Here is a 19,647-nt window from a genome sequence, read left to right on the forward strand (position 1 = left end):
GAAATAGGCTGGTCGGATGCTCTCCCGACGCGACGCCGCCGTCCGACTCGACATCACGCTCGAGATGGCGACCCACCACGGGATCCCCACGCGCCTCAGCGAGGCCGAGCTCACGGCGATCGAGCAGGACCCGCCCGCGTGGCTGGTGCAGTCCCGCGCGAACCGGACGGGTGCGAAGAAGGTCTGGGTGCGCCTGGACTGTGTGGTGTGTGGGTACTCGGAAGAGGCTCGGCCGAAGAAGTGGTGGCCGGACTGGGACCACCTGATGTGCGATTACCACGCGCCGTACCAGGCACCCGAGCCGACGGCGGGCTTCGTGCGGCACGAGGTCGAGGGTGTCGGCAGCCGGTTCGTGGCGCTCGTGGACGAGAAGGCGTAGACCGCGGGCTGATCGTTCGGCAACGGCGCCGATCCCTGACGGACCGGCGGCCGAGTGCGCCGGCGGCCGAGTGCGCCAGCGACGCGTCAGGTCAGGGTGGCGGCCATCTGCACGCGCCGTCCGTGGCGGTCGAGGCCGAGGCGCTGCTCGGTCTCGACGAGCGAGCGGTGGAAGGCCGTGACGGGCTCCTCCTCGACGAAGCCGGCGGATCGGTAGAAGGGGGCGTTCCACGGGACGTCTGCGTACGTCCGGAGGGTGAGGCGTTCGTACCCGAGCAGCCGGGCGCGGTCCGCCGAGGCCGTGACGAGTCTCCGACCCAACCCCCGGCGGGCGTGTTCCGGACGTACCGAGAGCTGTTCGAGGTGGCACAGGCCGTCCACCTCGACGACGTGCGCGAACCCGACGACGACCCCGTCGTCGAGCGTGACGACGAGCACGAAGCCGGGCTGCGCCAGACGCTCGGTACCGCGCGCGGCGGGCGGCCAGGACCCGGGGTGGAGCCGTTCCACGAGCAGCCGGTCGGCGTCGTCCTCGATGGCCTCGATCGTGGCGGCGTCGGTCGGACGGGCGGAGCGGATCGACGGCACACGTCGATCGTACGGAGCCCGAGCCCGGTCGTCCTCGCCGAGGCCGTACATTCAGTGGCATGAGCGACATCGACTGGAACGCGGGCACCTGGACGACCGCCCCCGCACACGTGCAGGTGTCCGACGACGGGATGCGTGTCACAGCGGTCGAGGAGAGCGACGCCTGGCGGATCACCTCGTACGGCTTCGTGCACGACACCGAGCACGCCCTCCTCGCGCCGTTCGCCCAGGACACCGCGATGGAGGTGTCGTTCCACCTGGACTTCTCCGCCCAGTTCGACCAGGCCGGCATCTTCGTCAAGGTCGACGACAGCACCTGGACCAAGGCCGGCGTCGAACGCAGCGACGACCAGGACAGCCTCGGCGCCGTCGTCACCCGCGGTGTCTCCGACTGGTCGCTCGCGCCCGTGCCGGACTGGCACGGACGCCTGGTCACGATCCGCGCCAGCCGCTCCGGCGATGCCCTGACCGTCCGGGCCCGGGTCGACGACGAGCCGTGGCGTCTGGTCCGCGTGGCACCCCTGGACCCCGACGCCGAGGTCGATGCCGGGCCGATGTGCTGCGCGCCGTCACGCGACGACCTGACCGTGCACTTCACCGCCTGGCGGACCGGTCTGGCCGACGCCAGCCTGCACCCGGAGGACTGACCTCGTGCCGCTGCGCTGACGGCCGAACCGGTCGAGGGAGCGGTCCGGCCTGTCTCCGGTACTCGGTACCGTGACCGCGTGCATCTGAGCTGGGGTCGGGCGGTACCGTCGCGATGGCGCGCGCTGCCGCCTGCGGTCTGGCTGCTCGTCGCTGCCCGGACCGTGAACCGCCTCGGGGCCTTCACGCTGCCCTTCCTCGCCGTCGTGTTGGTCGACGACTTCTCCGTCCAGGTGCAGACTGCCGGAGCGATCGTCGCCCTCTTCGGGGTGGCGACGATCCCCTCGCGACTGATCGGTGGCTTCCTCAGCGACCGGATCGGCCACCGCTCCACCATCGCGTGGGGCCTCACCCTCACCGCGGTGTTCCAACTCCTGCTCGCGGCGGCACCCGGCGTCGTGACCGCTGCGGCCGCAGCGGTGCTCATCGGCCTGTCGTTCGAGATCTACGAACCGCCGTCCCAGGCACTCGTCGCCGACGTCGTCGAGGGCGACCGCGACCAGGTCGCCGCCTACGGGTTGTACTCGGCAGCACTCGCCGTCGCCGGGGTGCTCGCCGGCGTCCTCGCGGCGACCGTCGGTGGTGTCGACCTCCGACTGCTGTTCGTGGTCGACGCGGTGACCTGCCTGGTGTGCGCGACCCTCGTCCTCGTCGGGTTGCAGCCGCGTCGCGGGGGACAGGAGCCGGAGGATCGTGCGTCGACCCCGGCTGCGGTGGTGCGGAGTCCGTGGCGGGACCCGATGCTCGTCGGGATGCTCGTCACCGGCACGGGCTTCGCCGTGCTGTACCTGCAGCTCGACGTCGCACTTCCCCTCACACTGCGTGCCGACGGGATCCGGCCGTCGCTGGTCGGCGTGCTCTTCGCCGTCTCGGCCCTCGTCATCGTCCTCGGGCAGCCGCTGGTGGTGCGGGGGCCGCTCACCCGGTGGAGCCACTTCGCGGCGCTGGCGATCGGTTTCCTGCTGCTCGGCGCCGGTTTCGTCCTCAACGGTGTCGCCGCCGACCTGCCCGGCCTGATCGCTGCGACGGTCGTGTGGAGCCTCGGTGACCTGGTGCTCCTCGGGCACGCCACCGCACTCGTCGCGGCGATCGCTCCCGCGACGTCGCGCGCTCGGTACATGTCGGTCTTCGGCATCAGCTGGGGCATCGCCGCCGCGGTCGGGCCACTCGTCGGCACCCAGCTGATCGCACACCTGCACGTCAATGGCACCTGGTGGGTCCTCGGCCTGCTCTGCGTCCCGCTCGCCGCGGCGCAACCCGTCCTCGCGGCGGCTGCGCGGCGATCCGGTCGGGTCTTCGCGCGTTCCTGACCGACGACCGCGATCGCGACGGGCTGCCCGGTCATGGGCATCGAGGGGCCGCAGTTGCTACGGTCTCGAGATGGCACGACTCGACGGCGACGCAGGACCCGTGACACGGCCCGCCACGGTCGAGGACGCCGAGAGCATCGCCCGTGTGCACGCGACCTCATGGCGCGAGACGTACGGTCGGCTGGTCGAGGATCCGGACACGAACCCCTGGTTCGACGTCGACCGACGAGTCGGCATGTGGCGGACGTACCTGGAAGACCGGGTCTTCTCCACCACCGTGGCCGAGGATCCGACCGGAGTGATCGGGTTCGCGGCCGCCCAACGCGCAGTCGAGCCCGACGCGGTCCGCCCAGAGGAACTCGCCATGCTCTACGTGCTCGAACGGGCGCAGGGAACGGGAGCCGGTCAAGCGCTCCTCGACGGGGTGCTCGGCGGACGTCCTGCGTCGCTGTGGGTGGCGGCGGACAATCCTCGAGCCCATGCGTTCTACCGCCGGAACAGGTTCACCACCGACGGCGCCACCTCGAGCTTCGGGCCACTCGGCGCCACCGTGCGACTCGTCCGGTGAGCTGACGGTCCCGGAGATCAGGGCCGCAGACGCGCACCGGCTGTGCCAGTCTGCTGAGCGATGACCATCACGAACGCACCCTGGCACCACCCGCAGCCGGACCAGTCCGACGTGCACCTCGACGTCGTGCCGGAGGCAGTGCTGCACGCCCTCGCGGCCGGTGAGACCGACTCCACGACTCGCCGGACCATGTCGCCCTACCTCACCGGGCCGGAGTGCGCGTCGCTGTGGCGCAGGAGGAGTGAGCAGATCCGCGAGCGCCCGGGCGACGCACCTTGGGTCACACGGTTGATCGTCGACCCTGCAGTCGCCCTTCCGGTCGGCCTCGCCGGCTTCCACGGCCCGCCGGATGCGGACTGCATGGTCGAGGTCGGGTACCGCGTGGATCCGGCCCATCGCCGCAGGGGGTATGCGAGACGGGCACTCGAGACGCTCCTGGCGGTCGCGCAGGACCACCCCGACGTGCGGACGGTGCGGGCCACCATCAGCCCGGACAACGCCGCCTCACTCGCCGTGATCGCCGCGTACGGGTTCGTCGAGAACGGCGAGCAGTGGGACGAGGAAGACGGCCTGGAGATCGTCTTCGAGGTCTCGGTCGACGGTCAGCGCCGCCCCACGGAGGACTGGAACCGCACCAGGTAGCCGTCCGGGTCCTGCACGAGGAACTGCTCGACCCCGGCCTCCTCGCCGCCGACCGGGTACCACTTCGTCTCCGGCTCCATGAAGAGCGGCCAGTCGGCGTCCCGCAGCACTGCGACGAGCGCTCCGCTGTCGGGCACGCTGACCTGGAAGTTCACGCCACGGCCCAGGGGAGCGTCGAGCGGACCCGTCACCCAGTTGCGGCCGACCCCGGCCTGCTCGAGCATCAGGTGCGCCGAGCCGAGCACGACGTAGGCGAAGCGTTCCTCGGGCCTGGCGTAGCTGATGGTGAAGCCGCAGAGACCGCACCAGAACGCCAGGCTGCGGTCGAGGTCGGCGACGAGGAGCTCCGGGACGAGTGCGGGTTCGAGGGCGTCGGTCACGGCACCATCGTGGCATCGAGCGAGGCAGCACCCGTGTGTCCCGAGCGTCGGGGCCCTAGCGTCGGGGTGTGCCCACCCACGACGCCGTCGACCGCGGCCACGACCTGGTCCTCGAGCACTTCCGCTGGATCGACGGTGCAGCCGACACCTGGACCATGCTCCGCTCGGCCGACGCGCTGGCCGGGGTCGTCGCGGGGCTCGCCGCACTGGTCGAGGACGCTCGCCCGGACGTCGTGGTCGGCATCGAGTCCCGCGGTTTCGTGCTCGCGCCGGCCGTCGCCCTGACGCTCGGAGTGGGCTTCGCCCCGGTCCGGAAGGACGGCGCGCTGTTCCCCGGACCGCTGGTCGAGCGGACGACGGACCGCGACTACCGCGGGAACCGACGGACCCTGTCGGCGCGCCGAGACCTGTTCGCTGCCGGGCAACGGGTCGTCCTGGTCGACGACTGGATCGAGACCGGCAGCCAGGCGCTCGCGGTCGCGGACCTGGTCGCCGATGCAGGAGCGGACCTCGTCGGCGTCGCGGTGGTCGTCGACGAAGCGGGCCCCGGAGCGCGCGCAGCACTCCCGATGCTGCGGAGCCTCGTCCGGTCGTCCGAGCTCGACGCGGGTCGCCGCAGCTGACCCCGTCGGCGCTCCTCCGGCGCCGGACGGCAGTGCCGGGAGGCCCGCCCCGGCCCCGCGACGAGCCGCACCGGTCCCAGGGGCCCAGCCCGCGCCTCCAGTACGATCCGGTCTCGTGCCGAACGTCGTCCGCCGCCCCCGCTCCGCGATCCGGAGGCCCGTGACGGCTGCCGTCATCGCGGTGCTCCTGCTCGTCGTCGCGTTCCTGGTGGCCGCCGCGGTCGTGCCGTTCGCCCCGGCGACGGCCAGCACCGCGACGTACCGTCCGCCGACCGCGAGTGCCGCCGACGTCCGGTTCCCCGACTACGGCGCGACCGCAGTCGAGGCGGACGGGTTCCCGGAGAGCCTGACGACGAGCGGCGACCGGAAGGCCCGTTCGATCGCGAGCATCTCGAAGGTCGTGACGGCCCTGGTGGTGCTCGAGGAGAAGCCGCTGCAGCCGGGGGAGCAGGGGCCGGACGTGCGGTTCACGCCCCAGATGGAGGCGCTCTACCGCCAGTACGCGGCGCAGAACGGCGAGGTCGCACCGCTGCCGACGGACCTGCGCCTGTCGGAGTACCGGGCGTTCCAGGTGATGCTGATGAAGTCGGCGAACAACTACGCCGGCTCCCTGGCGCTCTGGGCCTTCGGTTCGATGGACGGCTACCGCAAGGCCGCGGCGACCTGGCTCGACGCCCACGGCCTCGACGACACCACGATCATGGAGCCGACGGGTCTCGACCCCCGGAACACGAGCACGGCGACGGACCTGGTCGACCTCGGCAAGCTCGCCCTGGCGGACCCGCTGGTGAAGCAGGTCGTCGGGACGGCGAAGGCGACGGTGCCGGGCGTCGGCGACATCGAGAACTCGAACAAGCTGCTCGGCATGGACGGTGTCGAGGGCATCAAGACCGGCACCCTCGACGAGGCCGGCGCCTGCCTGCTCTTCGCGGCGACCTACCAGCGTGGTGGCCGCACGGTGACCGTGATCGGGGCGATGCTCGGCGGGGTCGACCACGACTCGTTGGACGCTGACGTCCGGAAGCTGCTGCACTCGGTGGCGGACGACTTCCACACCATCACGCTGACGAACGCCGGGCAGACCTTCGGCACGTACCAGGCGCCCTGGCAGGAGGAGGTCGACGCGACCGCCAGCCGAGCGGCGTCGCTGCTGGTCTGGGGGCCCACGGACGTGACGGCGAAGACGTCGCTCGAGCCGCTGACGTTCGGTTCGGCGGGGGAGCGCGTCGGATCGGTGCGGTTCACGGTGTCGCACCACGACCCGGTGACGGTGCCGCTGCGCCTCGACCGGTCCATCGAGGACCCGGGCGTGTGGTGGCGGTGGTCGAACCCGTTCCGCGGCGTGGAGCTCGACCGGGCGCTCGTCGGCTGAGACGGCCGGGCGCTCAGCCCCGCGGCGCGACCGGCTGCAGCGACGTCCGCTTCGCCGTGATGCCGTCGCCCGACGACGTCCCCCGGACGCGCCGGACGACCCACGGCACGAGGTACTCCTTGGCCCAGCCGAGGTCCTCGACCCGCGCCTCCCGCCAGGGGCGCGCGGCGAGCGGCTCCGGGACCGCCGCGCCGAGTTCGTGGGCGACGCCGAGGGTGTCGAGCACGGCGGCCGCGACCGTGGCGTGCCCGAGCGGGGAGTGGTGCAGCCGGTCGGCGGCCCACATCCGCGGGTCCCGGAGCACCCGGAGCGCCCAGAGGTTCGTGACGAGCGCCCCGTGCTTCAGCGCGATGGCCTGCAGGTGCTCGTTGTAGATCGCCGTCTTGCCGCGCACCATGCCGAGCACCGGCGTCATGCCGACGTCCGGTCCGGTGAACAGCACCACGGTCGCGCCGTCCCGCCGGAGGGTCTCGATCATCCGGTCGTACCGTTCGGCCAGGGCGTCCGGGTCGGAGCCCGGCCGGATGATGTCGTTGCCGCCCGCGGACACCGTGATCAGGTCCGGGCCCAGGGCGACGGCGGCTTCGGCCTGCTCGTCGATGATCTGCCCGAGCAGCCGGCCGCGGACGGCGAGGTTGGCGTAGCCGAAGTCCTCGTCCGTACGGTCCGCCAGGGTCTCGGCGACCCGGTCGGCCCACCCGCGGTGACCCCCGACCGACTGGGGGTCCGGATCACCGATCCCCTCGGTGAACGAGTCACCGATCGCGACGTACCGGGTCCAGGGATGCTCGTCTGACACGACACGCGACCGTACTCTCGTCCCATGACCGAGTCCACTCCCGGCAAGCGACGTCCCTGGACCGTGCCGGACGACCTCCTGGCACGCATCGCCGCGCGCGCTCCCGGCTACGACGCCGACAACGCCTTCCTCGCCGAGGACCTCGACAAGCTCCGGCAGGCCGGGTACCTCCGCATCGGGGTGCCGATCCGGGACGGAGGCTCGGGGCTGGGTCTCCGCGAGACCGCTGCGGTCCAGCGGACCCTCGCCACCGCGGCACCGGCGACGGCGCTCGGGCTGGGGATGCACCAGGTGTGGGTGCAGGCGGCCCGCAGCGTGTCCGCCCGGGGTGGGACGTTCCTCCAGACCGTGACCGACGCGGCGGCGGCGGACCGGCTGCTCGCCTTCGGGGTCAGCGAGCCGGGGAACGACGCGGTGCTCTTCGACTCGCTCACCACCGCCGAGCCGGACGGTGCCGGCGGGTACCGGTTCACCGGCACGAAGGTGTCGACCTCGCTCGCACCCGCGTGGGACCTGCTGAGCGTCTTCGGGAAGGACACCTCCGGGCCGGAGCCGCGACTCGTGCACGGGTTCGCGGTCCGCAGCGACGGCGGGGTGCGCCACCTGGACGACTGGGACACCCTCGGCATGCGGGCGACGCAGAGTCGGACGACGATCCTGGACCGGCTGCACGTGCCGGCGGAGCGGATCGTCCGCGTGCTGCCGGTCGGCCCGGTGGCGGACCCGCTCGTGTTCGGGATCTTCGCGGCCTTCGAGCTGCTCGTGGCGTCGGTGTACGTGGGGATCGCATCGCGGGCGCTGACCCTGGCCGTCGAGCGCGTCTCCGGCCGCGTCGCGATGGACGGGACGCCCCGCTCGGCCGACCCGGACGTCCGGCGGGCGGTCGCCGCGATGCGGAGTGCGACCGACGCGATCGCACTGCAGGTCGACGCGCTGGCCCGGGACGTCGACGAACTCGTCGACCACGACCGGTGGTTCCCGCTGCTCGTCGGCACGAAGACCCGCGCGGTGGACACGGCGCAGCACGTCGTGGACGAGGCGCTGCGGATCGTCGGCGGCTCGGCATTCCGCGCGTCGGACGAACTGGCGCGTCTCTCGCGGGACGTCCGGGCCGGGCAGTACCACCCGTCGACGCGGGACTCGGCGATGCGGACCATCGCGGCGGCGGAGTTCGGACCGCTGCCGCGCTGACCCGGGCTCGGTGTGGCCTGGCCGGCACCGGTGTCGCTGGTCCGTGCGAGCATGACCCGGTGAGCAAGCAGGACGGACGGAACCGACTCGTCACCGACGCGCCCGTCGACGACGCCACGGCGACGGTCCTGCACGTCGACATGGACGCCTTCTTCGCCTCCGTGGAACTGCTCGACCGCCCGGACCTCGTCGGCCTGCCGGTGATCGTCGGGCACGACTCCGACCGCTCGGTCGTCACCGCCGCCACGTACGAGGCCCGCAAGTACGGCATCAACTCCGCGATGCCGATGGCCGTCGCGAAACGCCGCTGCCCCGCCGCCGTCATCGTCGAGCCGCACTTCGAGAAGTACAGCGCCCGTTCGGCCCAGGTCATGCGGATCTTCGACCGGTTCACCCCGCGGGTCGAACGACTCGGCATCGACGAGGCGTTCCTCGACGTCGCCGGCGCCCTCCGGCTGTACGGCACGCCGTGGCAGATCGGCACCGAGATCCGCCGGACCGTGTTCGCCGAGACCGGTCTGCACTGCTCGGTCGGCGCCGCATCGACGAAGTTCGTCGCGAAGCTCGCCTCCAGCCGCGCCAAGCCCGACGGCCTGCTCGTCGTCCCGCACGCGTACACCATCGAGTTCCTGCACCCGCAGCCCGTCTCGGCGCTCTGGGGCGTCGGCGGCAAGACGCAGGAGACCCTCGAACGCCGGGGCATCCACACCATCCGCGACCTCGCCACCACACCGCTGCCCTCGCTCGTCGCCCTGCTCGGCCCCGCCGGCGGCCAGCGGCTCCACGACCTGGCCTGGGGCCGAGACCCGCGCACGGTCGAGGCCGGGGTCGGCGAGAAGTCGATCGGGCACGAGGTGACATTCGGCCGCGACCTCACCGAACGCGACGACGTCGCCCGCGAACTGCTGCGCCTGGCCGAGAAAGTGGCCGTCCGACTGCGCCGAGCCGAGGTGCAGGCCCGCACCGTGGCGCTCAAGGTCCGCTACACCGACTTCAGCACGCTGACCCGGTCCCGCACCCTCGCCGAACCCAGCGACGTCGCCAAGCGCCTCCACCGCGAAGCCGTCGAGCTCTACGACGTCCTGCACCGACCGGGCAACCGCATCCGACTGATCGGTGTCCGCGGGGAGAACCTCGTGCCCGCGGCAGCGAGCAACGCCCTCTGGGACGACGACGCGCCGTGGCGGGAGACCGAGACCACCGTCGACGCGGTCACCGCGCGCTTCGGCGCCGGCGTGCTGCGCCCGGCATCGCTCGTCCGCGCGACGCCCGAGCAGCGTGCCCCGCACGCCCGGCAGGACTGAGCGTGCCGGTACACTCGGGTGGAGTGAGCGCAGCGGAGAACATCGAGCACCAGGAACCCGCCGAACTCCCGATCGACGGGCTGTCCGACGCACCGGGCGGAGCGGCCCGTGACGGATCGGCACCGACCGAACCGGCGGCCATCGCCGAGGTCGCGGGCAACGCGGCCGCCGAGCACCTGTCCCCGGCGTTCCCGGAACGAGCCGCCTGGGGCACCGCCTCGAAGCTCCGCGCCTGGCAGGTCGAAGCACTGACGAAGTACTTCGAGAAGGAACCGCGCGACTTCCTCGCCGCGGCCACCCCTGGCGCCGGCAAGACCACGTTCGCGCTGCGCCTGGCGACCGAGCTCCTCGCCCGCGGCACCGTCGACCGGCTGGTCGTCGTCGCCCCGACCGAGCACCTCAAGCGGCAGTGGGCCGACGCCGCCGACCGCGTGAACATCCGGCTCGACCCGATGTTCAAGAACGGTGACGGCATGTTCGGCCGGCACTACCAGGGCGTCGCGATCACGTACGCCCAGGTCGGCATGAACCCCGAGGTGCACGAGCGCATCACCGCCGGGGGCAAGACCCTGGTCGTCCTCGACGAGGTGCACCACGGCGGCGACGCCCTGACCTGGGGTGAGGGCATCCGGCTGGCGTTCTCGAAGGCCACCCGGCGGCTCTCGCTCTCCGGCACCCCGTTCCGCTCCGACACCGCACCGATCCCGTTCGTGCAGTACGCCCCGGACGAGCAGGGCATCCGCACCTCGATCTCCGACTACAACTACGGCTACGGCCGGGCGCTGAAGGACGGCGTCGTCCGGCCCGTGCTGTTCATGGCCTACGCCGGACAGATGCGCTGGAAGACCCGGATGGGCGACGAGATGTCGGCCTCCCTCGGCGACCCCGTCACGAAGGACATCACCGCGCAGGCCTGGCGTACCGCACTGTCGCCCGAGGGCGAGTGGATGCCCGCCGTGCTGTCGGCGGCCGACAAGCGCCTCACCGAGGTCCGCCGTGGTGTGCCCGACGCCGGCGGCCTGGTGATCGCGACCGACACCACCACCGCCCGGGCGTACGCGCGCATCCTGCAGCGGATCACGGGGGAGCGGCCGACCGTCGTGCTCTCCGACGAGGCCGCCGGCTCCAGCCGCATCCAGTCCTTCGCCGAGGACACCTCGCGCTGGATGGTCGCCGTCCGGATGGTGTCCGAAGGCGTCGACGTGCCCCGGCTCTGCGTCGGGGTCTACGCGACGAGCGCCAGCACGCCGCTGTTCTTCGCCCAGGTGATCGGCCGCTTCGTCCGGGCCCGCCGCCGTGGGGAGACCGCGTCGGTGTTCCTGCCGAGCGTCCCCGGCCTGATGGCCCTCGCCGCCACCCTCGAGCTGGAGCGCGACCACGCCCTCGACCGTCCGAAGGACGCCGAGGACGGCATGTACAACCCCGAAGACGCCATGGTCGCCGAGGCCAACAAGGAGGACCGCGCGTCCGAGAGCCTGCTCGACATGCAGCCGTTCGAGGCGCTCGACTCGCAGGCCTCCTTCGACCGGGTGCTCTACGACGGCGGCGAGTTCGGGACCGGCGGCGAGGTCGGTTCCCTCGAGGAGCTCGACTTCATCGGCATCCCGGGCCTGCTGGAACCCGACCAGGTGCGCGACCTGCTCCGTGCACGCCAGGCGACCCAGGCGAAGCGTTCCAAGGGCCGGGTGCTCAAGGACGGCATGCCCAAGGCCCCCGAGCCCGAGAGCCGTCCGATGTACCTGACGATCAAGGAGCAGCGGTCGGAACTGCAGCGCCTGGTGTCGATCTGGTCCCGGCACGCCAACGAACCGCACGGGTCGATCCACGCCGAACTCCGGCGGATGAGCGGTGGCCCGGCCGTGGCGCAGGCGAGCATCGAGCAGATCCAGAAGCGCATCGACATCCTGCGCGGCCGGATCGGCAACCGCCGGTGAGCCCGGTGTGCCCGGTGAGCCGGGTCCGACCGTGATCGAGCCCGTCGACGACGACCGCACCTGGTACGTCAAGCGCGACGCGGACTCCTCGCCCGAGGCGATCATCGACCGGTTCGGCGGTGGCTACCGGCTGCGTCGGTTCTCGCTGCACGAGTCCCGTCGGACGCAGTACGGCGTGTACACCGGACGCGAGATCGCCGAGACCGCGTGGTGGCGCCTCCGCGACGGCAGGTGACGGTCGGCGGCGGCAGGTGACGGTCGGCGGCGGCAGGTGACGGTCGACGGCGGCAAGTGACGGTCGACGGCGGGAAGTGACCAGGTTCCGCTCCGGATCGCCCGGACAGGTGCGGCGCTGATGACGGGGACGGGCAGGATCGGGTAGACCGGAGGAATGGCAGACTCCATCCCTCACGTCCTCGTCCTCGGCGGCGGCTCGGCCGGCTACACCGCCGTCAAGCAGCTGCAGAAGCACGCCGCAACGGTGCCCATGCGCATCACCCTCGTGGACCAGAACACGTACTACACGTACCTGCCGTTCCTGCCCGAGGTCGCCGGCGGTCACATCGCCCCCAAGGACGTCACCGTCGAACTCCGACGCGCGCTCCGCAAGACCCGGGTCATCCAGGGCAAGGTGACCGGGATCTCCTCGGCCGACAAGACCGTCGCGGTCGCCACGGCCGGCGGCGACGACCGCACCCTCGGCTACGACCACCTCATCGTGGCGCTCGGCTCGGTCACCCGCACGTTCCCGACCCCCGGCCTCGACGAGGTCGGCGTCGGCTTCAAGACCGTCGAGGAAGCCGCGTACGTCCGCGCGAAGCTCCTCGACAACATCGCGAAGGCCGCCGCCACCCGTGACGAGGACGAGCGTCGTCGTCTCCTCACCAGCATCTTCATCGGCGGCGGCTACACCGGCGTCGAAGCGATCGGTGAGCTGTTCGACGTCTCCCAGGCCGCGATCGCCACGTACCCGTCGCTCGCCGGCGAGCAGCCCCGCTGGGTGCTCATCGACGCGCTCGACCGCGTCGCGCCCGAGGTCGGCCCGGAGCTGTCGAAGTGGACCCTCGAGTCCCTCCGCGCCCGCGGCATCGACGTCCGCCTGAAGACCACCATGCCGAGCTGCGAGGGCGGCGTCGTCAAGCTGTCCGACGGCGACGAGTTCGCCACCGGTCTGCTCGTCTGGACCGCCGGCGTCAAGCCGAACCCGCTCCTCGACGCCACCGACCTGCCGCGCGGACCGAAGGGCCACCTCGCTGCGAACGCGAAGCTGCAGGTCGAGGCCGAGGACACCCACGAGGTCGTCGAGGGTGTCTGGGGCCTCGGTGACGTCGCGCAGGTCCCCGACCTGACCGCCGAGAAGCAGCCGGCGTACTACCCGCCGAACGCCCAGAACGCCGTCCGTCAGGCCGTCGTCGTCGCCGACAACATCGTGGCGACGATCATCGGTAAGCCGCTCACGGAGTACCGCCACCCGTCCATCGGCACGGTCGCCTCGTACGGTGTCGCCAAGGGCGCGGCGAACATCAAGGGCATCAAGATGACGAACCTGCTGGCCTGGCTCGCCCACCGCGCGTACCACGTGTACGCGATGCCGACGCTGAACCGCAAGGCGCGCATCGTCATCGGCTGGGTCACCGGCGCGGTTTCCGGCCGCGACGCAACCTCCCTCATCAAGGAGACCGACCCGCGTCGCACCTTCGTCGACGCGGCGAAGAGCTAGCGCGCGCGTCCCGACGCGACTGCCTGCAGACGGGAGGCCCGGTACCAGCTGGTACCGGGCCTCCCGTCCGTCGTGGCACCGGTCCGGCACCGGCCTGCCGGCGCGACTGGACACCGAACGCGGCCCTGGACCGCCTCCCACCCGCCCGGCGTCACCGTGGACGCCACGAGTGAGAGGAGCGCCATGCGTGCCATGACCTACCGCGGGCCGTACCGGGTCCGCGTCGAGGACAAGCCCGACCCCCGAATCGAGCACCCGAACGACGCCGTCATCCGCGTCGAGCGGGCGGCGATCTGCGGGTCCGACCTGCACCTGTACCACGGCATGATGCCGGACACCCGCGTCGGCCACACCTTCGGCCACGAGTTCATCGGCGTCGTCGAAGAGATCGGATCGTCGGTCGAGACACTGAGCGTGGGGGACCGCGTGATGGTCCCGTTCCACATCTCCTGCGGGACGTGCTGGTTCTGCGCCCGCGGACTCTTCACGAACTGCCACAACGTGAACCCGAACGCCACCGCTGTCGGCGGCATCTTCGGCTACTCGCACACCACCGGCGGCTACGACGGCGGTCAGGCGGAGCGCGTCCGAGTCCCGTTCGCCGACGTCGGGCCGCAGGTGATCCCCGACTGGTTGGACCCGGAGGACGCGCTGCTGATGACGGACGCCCTGGGCACCGGGTACTTCGGGGCGCAGCTCGCCTCGATCCGCGAGGGCGACACCGTCGTGGTGCTCGGCGCTGGGCCGGTGGGGCTGTTCGCGGCGAAGTCGGCCTGGTTCATGGGAGCCGGACGGGTGATCGTCGTCGACCAGCTCGAGTACCGCCTGCAGAAGGCCCGCGAGTTCGCGCACGCCGAGACCATCAACTACGCCGAGGTCGACGACGTCGTGCTCGAGATGAAGAAGCAGACCGACTTCCTCGGCGCGGACAGCGTCATCGACGCGGTCGGTGCCGAGGCGGACGGCAACTTCCTCATGCACGTCTCCAGCGCGAAGCTGAAGATGCAGGGCGGGTCCCCGGTCGCGCTGAACTGGGCGATCGACGGCGTCCGCAAGGGCGGCACCGTCTCGGCGATGGGTGCGTACGGGCCGATCCCGAGCCTGGTGAAGTTCGGCGACGCGATGAACAAGGGCGTCACGATCCACATGAACCAGGCGCCGGTGAAGCGCCAGTGGCCGCGGCTGCTGGAGCACATCCAGGCCGGGCACCTGAAGCCGAGTGACGTCATCACGCACCGGATCCCGCTCGAGCACATCGGTGAGGCCTACCACCTGTTCTCGTCGAAGCTCGACGGGTGCATCAAGCCGGTGATCGTGCCGTGAGCAGGAAGGACCAGGAGATGACCGACCACATGCCGTACGTCGCCGACCGGGCGAAGGACGTGCCGAGCGCCGACGAGCTGCGGGCGCGGATCCCCGGGTGGGGGAGTGACCTGGACCTCGCCGACCGGCCGAGCGTGCCCAAGCTGTCGCGCGAGGCGGGCTCGGCCACCGGGGCGCACTGGGTCCGCCCGGAGACGCAGCCGGGTGCGGAGGGCCGCGAACGCTCGATCGAGCACGCCTACGTCACGCCGGTGTTCGGCACCGCACAGCCGCTGTCCGGACTCGCCGGGGTCGTCAAGCGCTACGCCTACCGGCGGTTCAGCGAGGGGCGCCTGGCGCACTGGATGCTGCTCGTCGTCGGCGACCGGCTCGACGTGGCCACGCACCGGGTGACGGACGCGCTGCGCGGGCGGCCGGACCGGATCGTCATGGAGACCGGCATCGCGGCGGAGCGGGCGGACAGCCCGGTCGGCGCGCGCGTCGGCTCGTCGCGCCGGGACTGGCGGCACGGGGTGCTCGACCCCGTCGTGACGATGTGGCCGTACCTGCTGATCGGTGGCGTCGCGGTGTGGGTGGTGCGTCGCGCGCGACGCTGACGCTCGGCGGGCCGCGGTGGCCGGTTCCGCGCCTGGCGACACCGTTCAGGTGGTGCGCCGCGCGCGGTGTCGCTGGGCGCGAACGACGGGAGGCGCGTGGCGGGCGCGCGCCGGGCCTCCCGTCCGGCGTCGGGCCGCGGCGCGGTTCGCGCCTGGCGACATCGCTCGCGTGGCGTGGCGCGTGCGGTGTCGCTGAGCGCGAACGACGGGAGGCGCGTGGCGGGTGCGCGCCGGGCCTCCCGTCCGCCGCGGGCCGAGGCGGGTTTCGCGGCTGGCGACACGGCTCGGGTGGCGTGGCGCGTGCCGTGTCGCTGGGCGCGAACGACCGGAGGAGCGCGACCCCCCGGGCGCACAAAAACGAACGGCCCTCCCGAAGGAGGGCCGTTCGCCGCTTGTCTCAACACAAGTGTTCGAGCATCTGCTCCGAGGAGCCGGTGCTGCGTGTCCGAGAGGGGACTTGAACCCCTACGCCCTAATACGGGCACTAGCACCTCAAGCTAGCGCGTCTACCAATTCCGCCACCCGGACTGGGTGTGACACCGAGCAACTGGTGCTGGCATCAGGCCGTTCAGCCGGGTTTCCCCGGCGTTCCTGCCGAGAGAAGACACTAGCACGGGTCTGAACGCCCGTTGAACACTGCTGCGCATCCCGGGCGCGGCGAGGGAGCGCGGCTGTCGCCGGTAGCGTTGCACCATGACGTCCGAGCTGGAACGCACCGCGGCGACCGCGCGGGACCTCATCCGGATCGACACCACGAACTGGGGTGAGGGGAAGTCCCGCGGCGAGACCGAAGCGGCGCACTACGTCGAGTCGGCGCTGCAGGGCCTCGGGCTCACGACCCAGCTGTTCGAGTCCGAGCCCGACCGTGTCAGCGTCATCGCACGGGTGCCGGGTCGTGACCGCAGCAAGCCGGGGCTCGTCGTGCACGGGCACCTCGACGTCGTCCCCGCCGACCCGGAGAACTGGTCGGTCGACCCGTTCGGCGGTGAGGTGCGCGACGGTTCCCTCTGGGGCCGCGGCGCCGTCGACATGAAGAACATGGACGCGATGATGCTGACCGCGCTGTCGGACGTCATCGAGCAGCAGGGTGCTCCCGAGCGGGACCTGGTGATCGCGTACTTCGCCGACGAGGAAGCCGGCGGGGTCCTCGGCGCGCACCACGTCGTGGACACCCACCCCGAGGTCTTCGACGGGGCTACGGCGGCGATCAGCGAGGTCGGCGGCTACTCGATCACCGTCGGCGACCGCCGCGCGTACCTGCTCCAGACCGGCGAGAAGGCCCTGATGTGGGTGAAGCTCACCGCGCGGGGCACGGCAGCGCACGGGTCCCACGTCATCAGGGACAACGCGGTCACGAAGATCGCCGCCGCCGTCGCACGGATCGGCAGCGAGGAGTGGCCGGTCCGATTGTCCGACACGACGACCGCGATGGTCGCCGAGGTCGCCCGGTTCCTGGGCGTCGACCCGGTCGCCACCGGCCCGGACGAGGTCGCCCTCGCCACCGGTTCCGCCGCCCGGTTCATCCACGCGGCCCTGCACACGACGACGAACCCGACCGTGCTGACCGCCGGGTACAAGCACAACGTGATCCCGGACCAGGCGACGGCCCTGGTCGACATCCGCTGCCTTCCGGGCGACGAGGACGCCGTCCTGGCCCGGGTGCGCGAACTGGCCGGCGACGACGTCGAGGTGACGATGACCCACCAGGACGTCGGGCTCGAGCAGGACTTCGGCGGCCCGCTCGTCGACGCCGTGCGGGACGTCCTCGAGCGCCACGACCCGGGCGCCCCGGTCCTGCCGTACCTGCTGTCCGGTGGGACCGACAACAAGGCGCTCTCGCGGCTCGGCATCGCCGGGTACGGCTTCGTGCCGCTGCAGCTGCCGGCCGGCGTCGACTTCCCGGCGATGTTCCACGGGGTCGACGAGCGAGTCCCGCTCGAGTCGTTGGCGTTCGGCCGCCGCGTCCTCGGAGACCTGTTCGCGACCTACTGATACCGTGCATGGTCGTCGTCGGTGACGGCACAACCGAGTCCAGCACCGGCGAAAGGCCGCACACGTGCACATCTTCGAGGCGATCTTCCTCGGCTTCGTCCAGGGGCTGACGGAGTTCCTGCCGGTCTCCTCCAGCGCCCACCTGCGCATCGTCGGGCTGTTCCTGCCCGACGCGCAGGACCCCGGCGCGGCCTTCACCGCGGTGACGCAGCTCGGCACCGAGACGGCCGTGCTCATCTACTTCTGGAAGGACATCGTCCGGATCGTCCGGAAGTGGTTCGGCGCGCTGGCTGGCAAGGTCCCGCGCAACGACCCGGACGTCCGCGTCGGCTGGCTCGTGATCATCGGCACGATCCCGATCGGCGTCGTCGGGCTGCTCCTGCAGGACACCATCGAGACCACCTTCCGGTCGCTGTGGATCGTCGCGATCGTGCTCATCGTCTTCGGCGTCGTCCTGGGCGTGCTGGACCGCGTCGGCCGCAAGGTCCGTCCGATCGAGCAGATGACCTTCGGCGGCGGCATCCTCATCGGCCTCGCCCAGGTCCTGGCCCTCGTGCCGGGCGTCTCCCGCTCCGGCGCCACCGTGTCGATGGGGCTCGCCCTCGGCTACACGCGGCCGGCGGCGGCGCGGTTCGCCTTCCTCCTGGCCATCCCCGCGGTGTTCCTGTCCGGCCTGTACGAGGCCGCCACGAGCCTCGGGGACACCGGCGCACCGTTCGGCCTCGCCGACACCCTCATCGCGACCGTGGTGGCGTTCGTCGTCGGCTTCGTCGTCATCGCCGCGTTCATGAACTACATCAGCAAGCGGAGCTTCATGCCGTTCGTCGTCTACCGGATCCTGCTCGGGATCGTCCTCATCGTGCTCCTGTCGCTCGGGGTGGTGCAGGCATGAGGGCCTGGTCCACACCGTCCGTCCCGGAGGTCCCGGGCACCGGGCCCCGCCCGGTCGTCCACGACACCGCCACCGGCAAGCCCGTCGACCCGACCCAGGGCGCCGAGCGCGCGGCGCTGTACGTCTGCGGCATCACGCCGTACGACGCCACACACCTGGGCCACGCGGCCACCTACCTGGCCTTCGACACGCTCGGCCGGGTCTGGCGCGACGCCGGCCTGCAGGTGCAGTACGCCCAGAACACGACCGACGTCGACGACCCGCTGCTCGAGCGCGCCACCCGCGACGGCGTCGACTGGCAGGAGCTCGCCGCCTCACAGATCGACCTGTTCCGCCGCGACATGGAGGCGCTGCGCGTCCTGCCGCCGGACGACTACGTGGCCGTCACGGACGAGGTCGACCGCGTCGCCGAGGCCGTCGCCTACCTCGAGGAGACCGGGTACGCGTACACCGTCCCGACTCCCGACTCCGACGGCGAGGACCTGTACTTCGACGTGCAGCGGGCGAACGACGTCTGGACCCTCGGTGACGAGAGCCGCCTGGACCGCGACACCATGCTCGCCCTCTCCGCCGAACGCGGGGGCGACCCCGACCGTCTCGGCAAGCGCGACCCGCTCGACCCGCTGCTGTGGCGCGCGGAGCGTCAGGGCGAGCCGAGCTGGGACACCGAGATCGGCCCCGGACGCCCCGGTTGGCACATCGAGTGCAGCGTGATCGCCGGTGACCGTCTCGGTCTGCCGATCAGCGTGCAGGGCGGCGGCAGCGACCTGGTCTTCCCGCACCACGAGATGAGCGCCGGTCACGCCGCGGCCCTCGCCCAGCAGCCGCTCGCGAACGCCTACGTGCACACCGGCATGGTCGCGTACCAGGGCACGAAGATCTCGAAGTCGCTCGGCAACCTGGTCACCGTCCGAGGTCTCCTCGACGACGGCGCCGACCCGCGGGCGATCCGCCTGGCGCTGCTGTCCCACCGGTACTCGGACGACTGGGAGTGGTTCGACGGCGACCTCGAGGACGCCGAGCGCCGTCTCGCGTCGTGGGATGCCTGGGCCGTCCGGACTGAGAACGAGCGGGCTGACGACGATCAGGCCGACGGCGAGCAGTCCGCCGCCGACGTGCTCGGACGCCTCCGGGCCCGCGTCGCGGACGACCTCGACACGCCCGGTGCCGTCGCGGTCGTCGACACCGCGATCGCGGCCGGCACGGCCGCCACGCCAGAGCTCGTCGACCTGGTCGACGCGCTCCTCGGCATCCGCATCGGCTGACGCACACCCGTCACCGGCGCACCGCTGAGGGGGCGGGGGGGGGGGGGGGGCGGGGGGGGGGGGGGCGGCGGGCCCCGCGGGGGGGGGGGGGGGGGGGGGGGGGGGCGCCCCCCCGCCGCCCCCCC

The 19,647-nt window shown here is 71.9% G+C and carries 20 protein-coding genes and 1 tRNA gene; 17 read left to right on the forward strand and 4 right to left on the reverse strand.

Going from position 1 to position 19,647, the window contains the following annotated elements; translation table 11 throughout:
- The first annotated feature begins 16 nt into the window (after window positions 1–16).
- On the forward strand, window positions 17–379 hold the full coding sequence (locus tag QCD68_RS08570; protein ID WP_111073499.1) for a hypothetical protein: 363 nt from the start codon (window positions 17–19) through the stop codon (window positions 377–379).
- An 86-nt stretch (window positions 380–465) separates the two neighbouring features.
- Here QCD68_RS08570 and QCD68_RS08575 read toward each other — a convergent pair whose 3' ends face one another.
- A complete protein-coding gene (locus QCD68_RS08575) occupies window positions 466–966 on the reverse strand; it encodes a GNAT family N-acetyltransferase (RefSeq protein WP_301222704.1) in 501 nt (166 codons plus the stop codon).
- Between the two features lie 59 nt (window positions 967–1,025).
- On the opposite strand from QCD68_RS08575, the gene QCD68_RS08580 reads away from it, so the two are divergent.
- The 4 genes from QCD68_RS08580 (at window position 1,026) to QCD68_RS08595 (ending at window position 4,131) form a co-directional block, all read left to right on the forward strand.
- Window positions 1,026–1,613: a DUF1349 domain-containing protein gene (locus QCD68_RS08580; RefSeq protein WP_301222705.1), complete on the forward strand. Its 588-nt coding sequence runs from the start codon at window positions 1,026–1,028 to the stop codon at window positions 1,611–1,613.
- Window positions 1,614–1,691: 78 nt separating this feature from the next.
- Window positions 1,692–2,921 (forward strand): MFS transporter, encoded by a 1,230-nt coding sequence (locus QCD68_RS08585; protein ID WP_301222706.1) that lies wholly within the window; start codon window positions 1,692–1,694, stop codon window positions 2,919–2,921.
- A 70-nt stretch (window positions 2,922–2,991) separates the two neighbouring features.
- Window positions 2,992–3,489: a GNAT family N-acetyltransferase gene (locus QCD68_RS08590; protein ID WP_301222707.1), complete on the forward strand. Its 498-nt coding sequence runs from the start codon at window positions 2,992–2,994 to the stop codon at window positions 3,487–3,489.
- A gap of 60 nt (window positions 3,490–3,549) precedes the next feature.
- The gene (locus QCD68_RS08595) at window positions 3,550–4,131 is read left to right on the forward strand and encodes a GNAT family N-acetyltransferase (protein ID WP_301222708.1); all 582 of its coding nucleotides are present in this window, start codon (window positions 3,550–3,552) and stop codon (window positions 4,129–4,131) included.
- On the opposite strand, the gene QCD68_RS08600 is transcribed toward QCD68_RS08595, so the two are convergent.
- The gene (locus QCD68_RS08600) at window positions 4,092–4,511 is read right to left on the reverse strand and encodes a bleomycin resistance protein (protein WP_301222709.1); all 420 of its coding nucleotides are present in this window, start codon (window positions 4,509–4,511) and stop codon (window positions 4,092–4,094) included. The two genes, QCD68_RS08595 and QCD68_RS08600, sit on opposite strands and share 40 nt — an antisense overlap.
- 68 nt (window positions 4,512–4,579) lie before the next feature.
- On the opposite strand from QCD68_RS08600, the gene QCD68_RS08605 reads away from it, so the two are divergent.
- Together QCD68_RS08605 and QCD68_RS08610 are read left to right on the forward strand one after the other, a co-directional pair.
- Window positions 4,580–5,134: a phosphoribosyltransferase family protein gene (locus QCD68_RS08605; protein ID WP_301222710.1), complete on the forward strand. Its 555-nt coding sequence runs from the start codon at window positions 4,580–4,582 to the stop codon at window positions 5,132–5,134.
- Between the two features lie 115 nt (window positions 5,135–5,249).
- Entirely contained in the window at window positions 5,250–6,506 is a 1,257-nt protein-coding gene (locus QCD68_RS08610) for a D-alanyl-D-alanine carboxypeptidase family protein (RefSeq protein ID WP_301222711.1), read from the forward strand.
- 13 nt (window positions 6,507–6,519) lie between these two features.
- Here QCD68_RS08610 and QCD68_RS08615 read toward each other — a convergent pair whose 3' ends face one another.
- Window positions 6,520–7,305, reverse strand: coding sequence for an SGNH/GDSL hydrolase family protein (locus QCD68_RS08615; RefSeq protein WP_301222712.1), 786 nt, complete (start codon window positions 7,303–7,305; stop codon window positions 6,520–6,522).
- Between the two features lie 24 nt (window positions 7,306–7,329).
- Between QCD68_RS08615 and QCD68_RS08620 the strand changes: the two genes are divergently transcribed.
- The 7 genes from QCD68_RS08620 (at window position 7,330) to QCD68_RS08650 (ending at window position 15,373) form a co-directional block, all read left to right on the forward strand.
- On the forward strand, window positions 7,330–8,496 hold the full coding sequence (locus tag QCD68_RS08620; protein ID WP_301222713.1) for an acyl-CoA dehydrogenase family protein: 1,167 nt from the start codon (window positions 7,330–7,332) through the stop codon (window positions 8,494–8,496).
- A 59-nt stretch (window positions 8,497–8,555) separates the two neighbouring features.
- Complete coding sequence (gene dinB / locus QCD68_RS08625) at window positions 8,556–9,800, forward strand: DNA polymerase IV (protein ID WP_290157854.1); 1,245 nt, start codon at window positions 8,556–8,558, stop codon at window positions 9,798–9,800.
- A gap of 140 nt (window positions 9,801–9,940) precedes the next feature.
- A complete protein-coding gene (locus QCD68_RS08630) occupies window positions 9,941–11,734 on the forward strand; it encodes a DEAD/DEAH box helicase (RefSeq protein WP_111073701.1) in 1,794 nt (597 codons plus the stop codon).
- Between the two features lie 31 nt (window positions 11,735–11,765).
- A complete protein-coding gene (locus tag QCD68_RS08635; RefSeq protein WP_290157852.1) occupies window positions 11,766–11,969 on the forward strand; it encodes a hypothetical protein in 204 nt (67 codons plus the stop codon).
- Between the two features lie 156 nt (window positions 11,970–12,125).
- Window positions 12,126–13,454 (forward strand): NAD(P)/FAD-dependent oxidoreductase, encoded by a 1,329-nt coding sequence (locus QCD68_RS08640; RefSeq protein WP_301222714.1) that lies wholly within the window; start codon window positions 12,126–12,128, stop codon window positions 13,452–13,454.
- Window positions 13,455–13,637: 183 nt separating this feature from the next.
- Entirely contained in the window at window positions 13,638–14,777 is a 1,140-nt protein-coding gene (locus QCD68_RS08645; RefSeq protein ID WP_301222715.1) for a zinc-dependent alcohol dehydrogenase, read from the forward strand.
- Complete coding sequence (locus QCD68_RS08650; RefSeq protein ID WP_301222716.1) at window positions 14,774–15,373, forward strand: hypothetical protein; 600 nt, start codon at window positions 14,774–14,776, stop codon at window positions 15,371–15,373. The genes QCD68_RS08645 and QCD68_RS08650 overlap by 4 nt, the downstream gene beginning before the upstream one ends.
- A 442-nt stretch (window positions 15,374–15,815) precedes the next feature.
- On the opposite strand, the gene QCD68_RS08655 is transcribed toward QCD68_RS08650, so the two are convergent.
- Window positions 15,816–15,901: transfer RNA gene (locus QCD68_RS08655), tRNA-Leu, on the reverse strand.
- A 165-nt stretch (window positions 15,902–16,066) separates the two neighbouring features.
- Here QCD68_RS08655 and QCD68_RS08660 point away from each other — a divergent pair.
- From QCD68_RS08660 to mshC, 3 genes are all read left to right on the forward strand, one after another.
- On the forward strand, window positions 16,067–17,365 hold the full coding sequence (locus QCD68_RS08660) for a M20/M25/M40 family metallo-hydrolase (protein WP_301222717.1): 1,299 nt from the start codon (window positions 16,067–16,069) through the stop codon (window positions 17,363–17,365).
- A 64-nt stretch (window positions 17,366–17,429) separates the two neighbouring features.
- Window positions 17,430–18,257, forward strand: coding sequence for an undecaprenyl-diphosphate phosphatase (locus QCD68_RS08665; RefSeq protein WP_204607821.1), 828 nt, complete (start codon window positions 17,430–17,432; stop codon window positions 18,255–18,257).
- Window positions 18,254–19,522 carry a cysteine--1-D-myo-inosityl 2-amino-2-deoxy-alpha-D-glucopyranoside ligase gene (gene mshC / locus QCD68_RS08670; protein WP_301222718.1) on the forward strand — a complete coding sequence of 423 codons (1,269 nt, stop codon included), beginning with the start codon at window positions 18,254–18,256 and terminating at the stop codon, window positions 19,520–19,522. Before QCD68_RS08665 ends, mshC begins: the two co-directional genes overlap by 4 nt.
- The last annotated feature ends 125 nt before the right edge of the window (window positions 19,523–19,647 follow it).

It is taken from the genome of Curtobacterium sp. PsM8 (assembly GCF_030433875.1).
In the GTDB taxonomy this organism is placed as follows: domain Bacteria; phylum Actinomycetota; class Actinomycetes; order Actinomycetales; family Microbacteriaceae; genus Curtobacterium.

Bases quoted from the DNA above. Each gene is read 5' to 3' on its own strand.
- QCD68_RS08660 (WP_301222717.1), top strand. From the start codon at position 16,067: ATGACGTCCGAGCTGGAACGCACCGCGGCGACCGCGCGGGACCTCATC.
- QCD68_RS08590 (WP_301222707.1), top strand. From the start codon at position 2,992: ATGGCACGACTCGACGGCGACGCAGGACCCGTGACACGGCCCGCCACG.
- QCD68_RS08595 (WP_301222708.1), top strand. From the start codon at position 3,550: ATGACCATCACGAACGCACCCTGGCACCACCCGCAGCCGGACCAGTCC.
- QCD68_RS08580 (WP_301222705.1), top strand. From the start codon at position 1,026: ATGAGCGACATCGACTGGAACGCGGGCACCTGGACGACCGCCCCCGCA.
- QCD68_RS08640 (WP_301222714.1), top strand. From the start codon at position 12,126: ATGGCAGACTCCATCCCTCACGTCCTCGTCCTCGGCGGCGGCTCGGCC.
- QCD68_RS08620 (WP_301222713.1), top strand. From the start codon at position 7,330: ATGACCGAGTCCACTCCCGGCAAGCGACGTCCCTGGACCGTGCCGGAC.
- QCD68_RS08645 (WP_301222715.1), top strand. From the start codon at position 13,638: ATGCGTGCCATGACCTACCGCGGGCCGTACCGGGTCCGCGTCGAGGAC.
- mshC (WP_301222718.1), top strand. From the start codon at position 18,254: ATGAGGGCCTGGTCCACACCGTCCGTCCCGGAGGTCCCGGGCACCGGG.
- QCD68_RS08570 (WP_111073499.1), top strand. From the start codon at position 17: ATGCTCTCCCGACGCGACGCCGCCGTCCGACTCGACATCACGCTCGAG.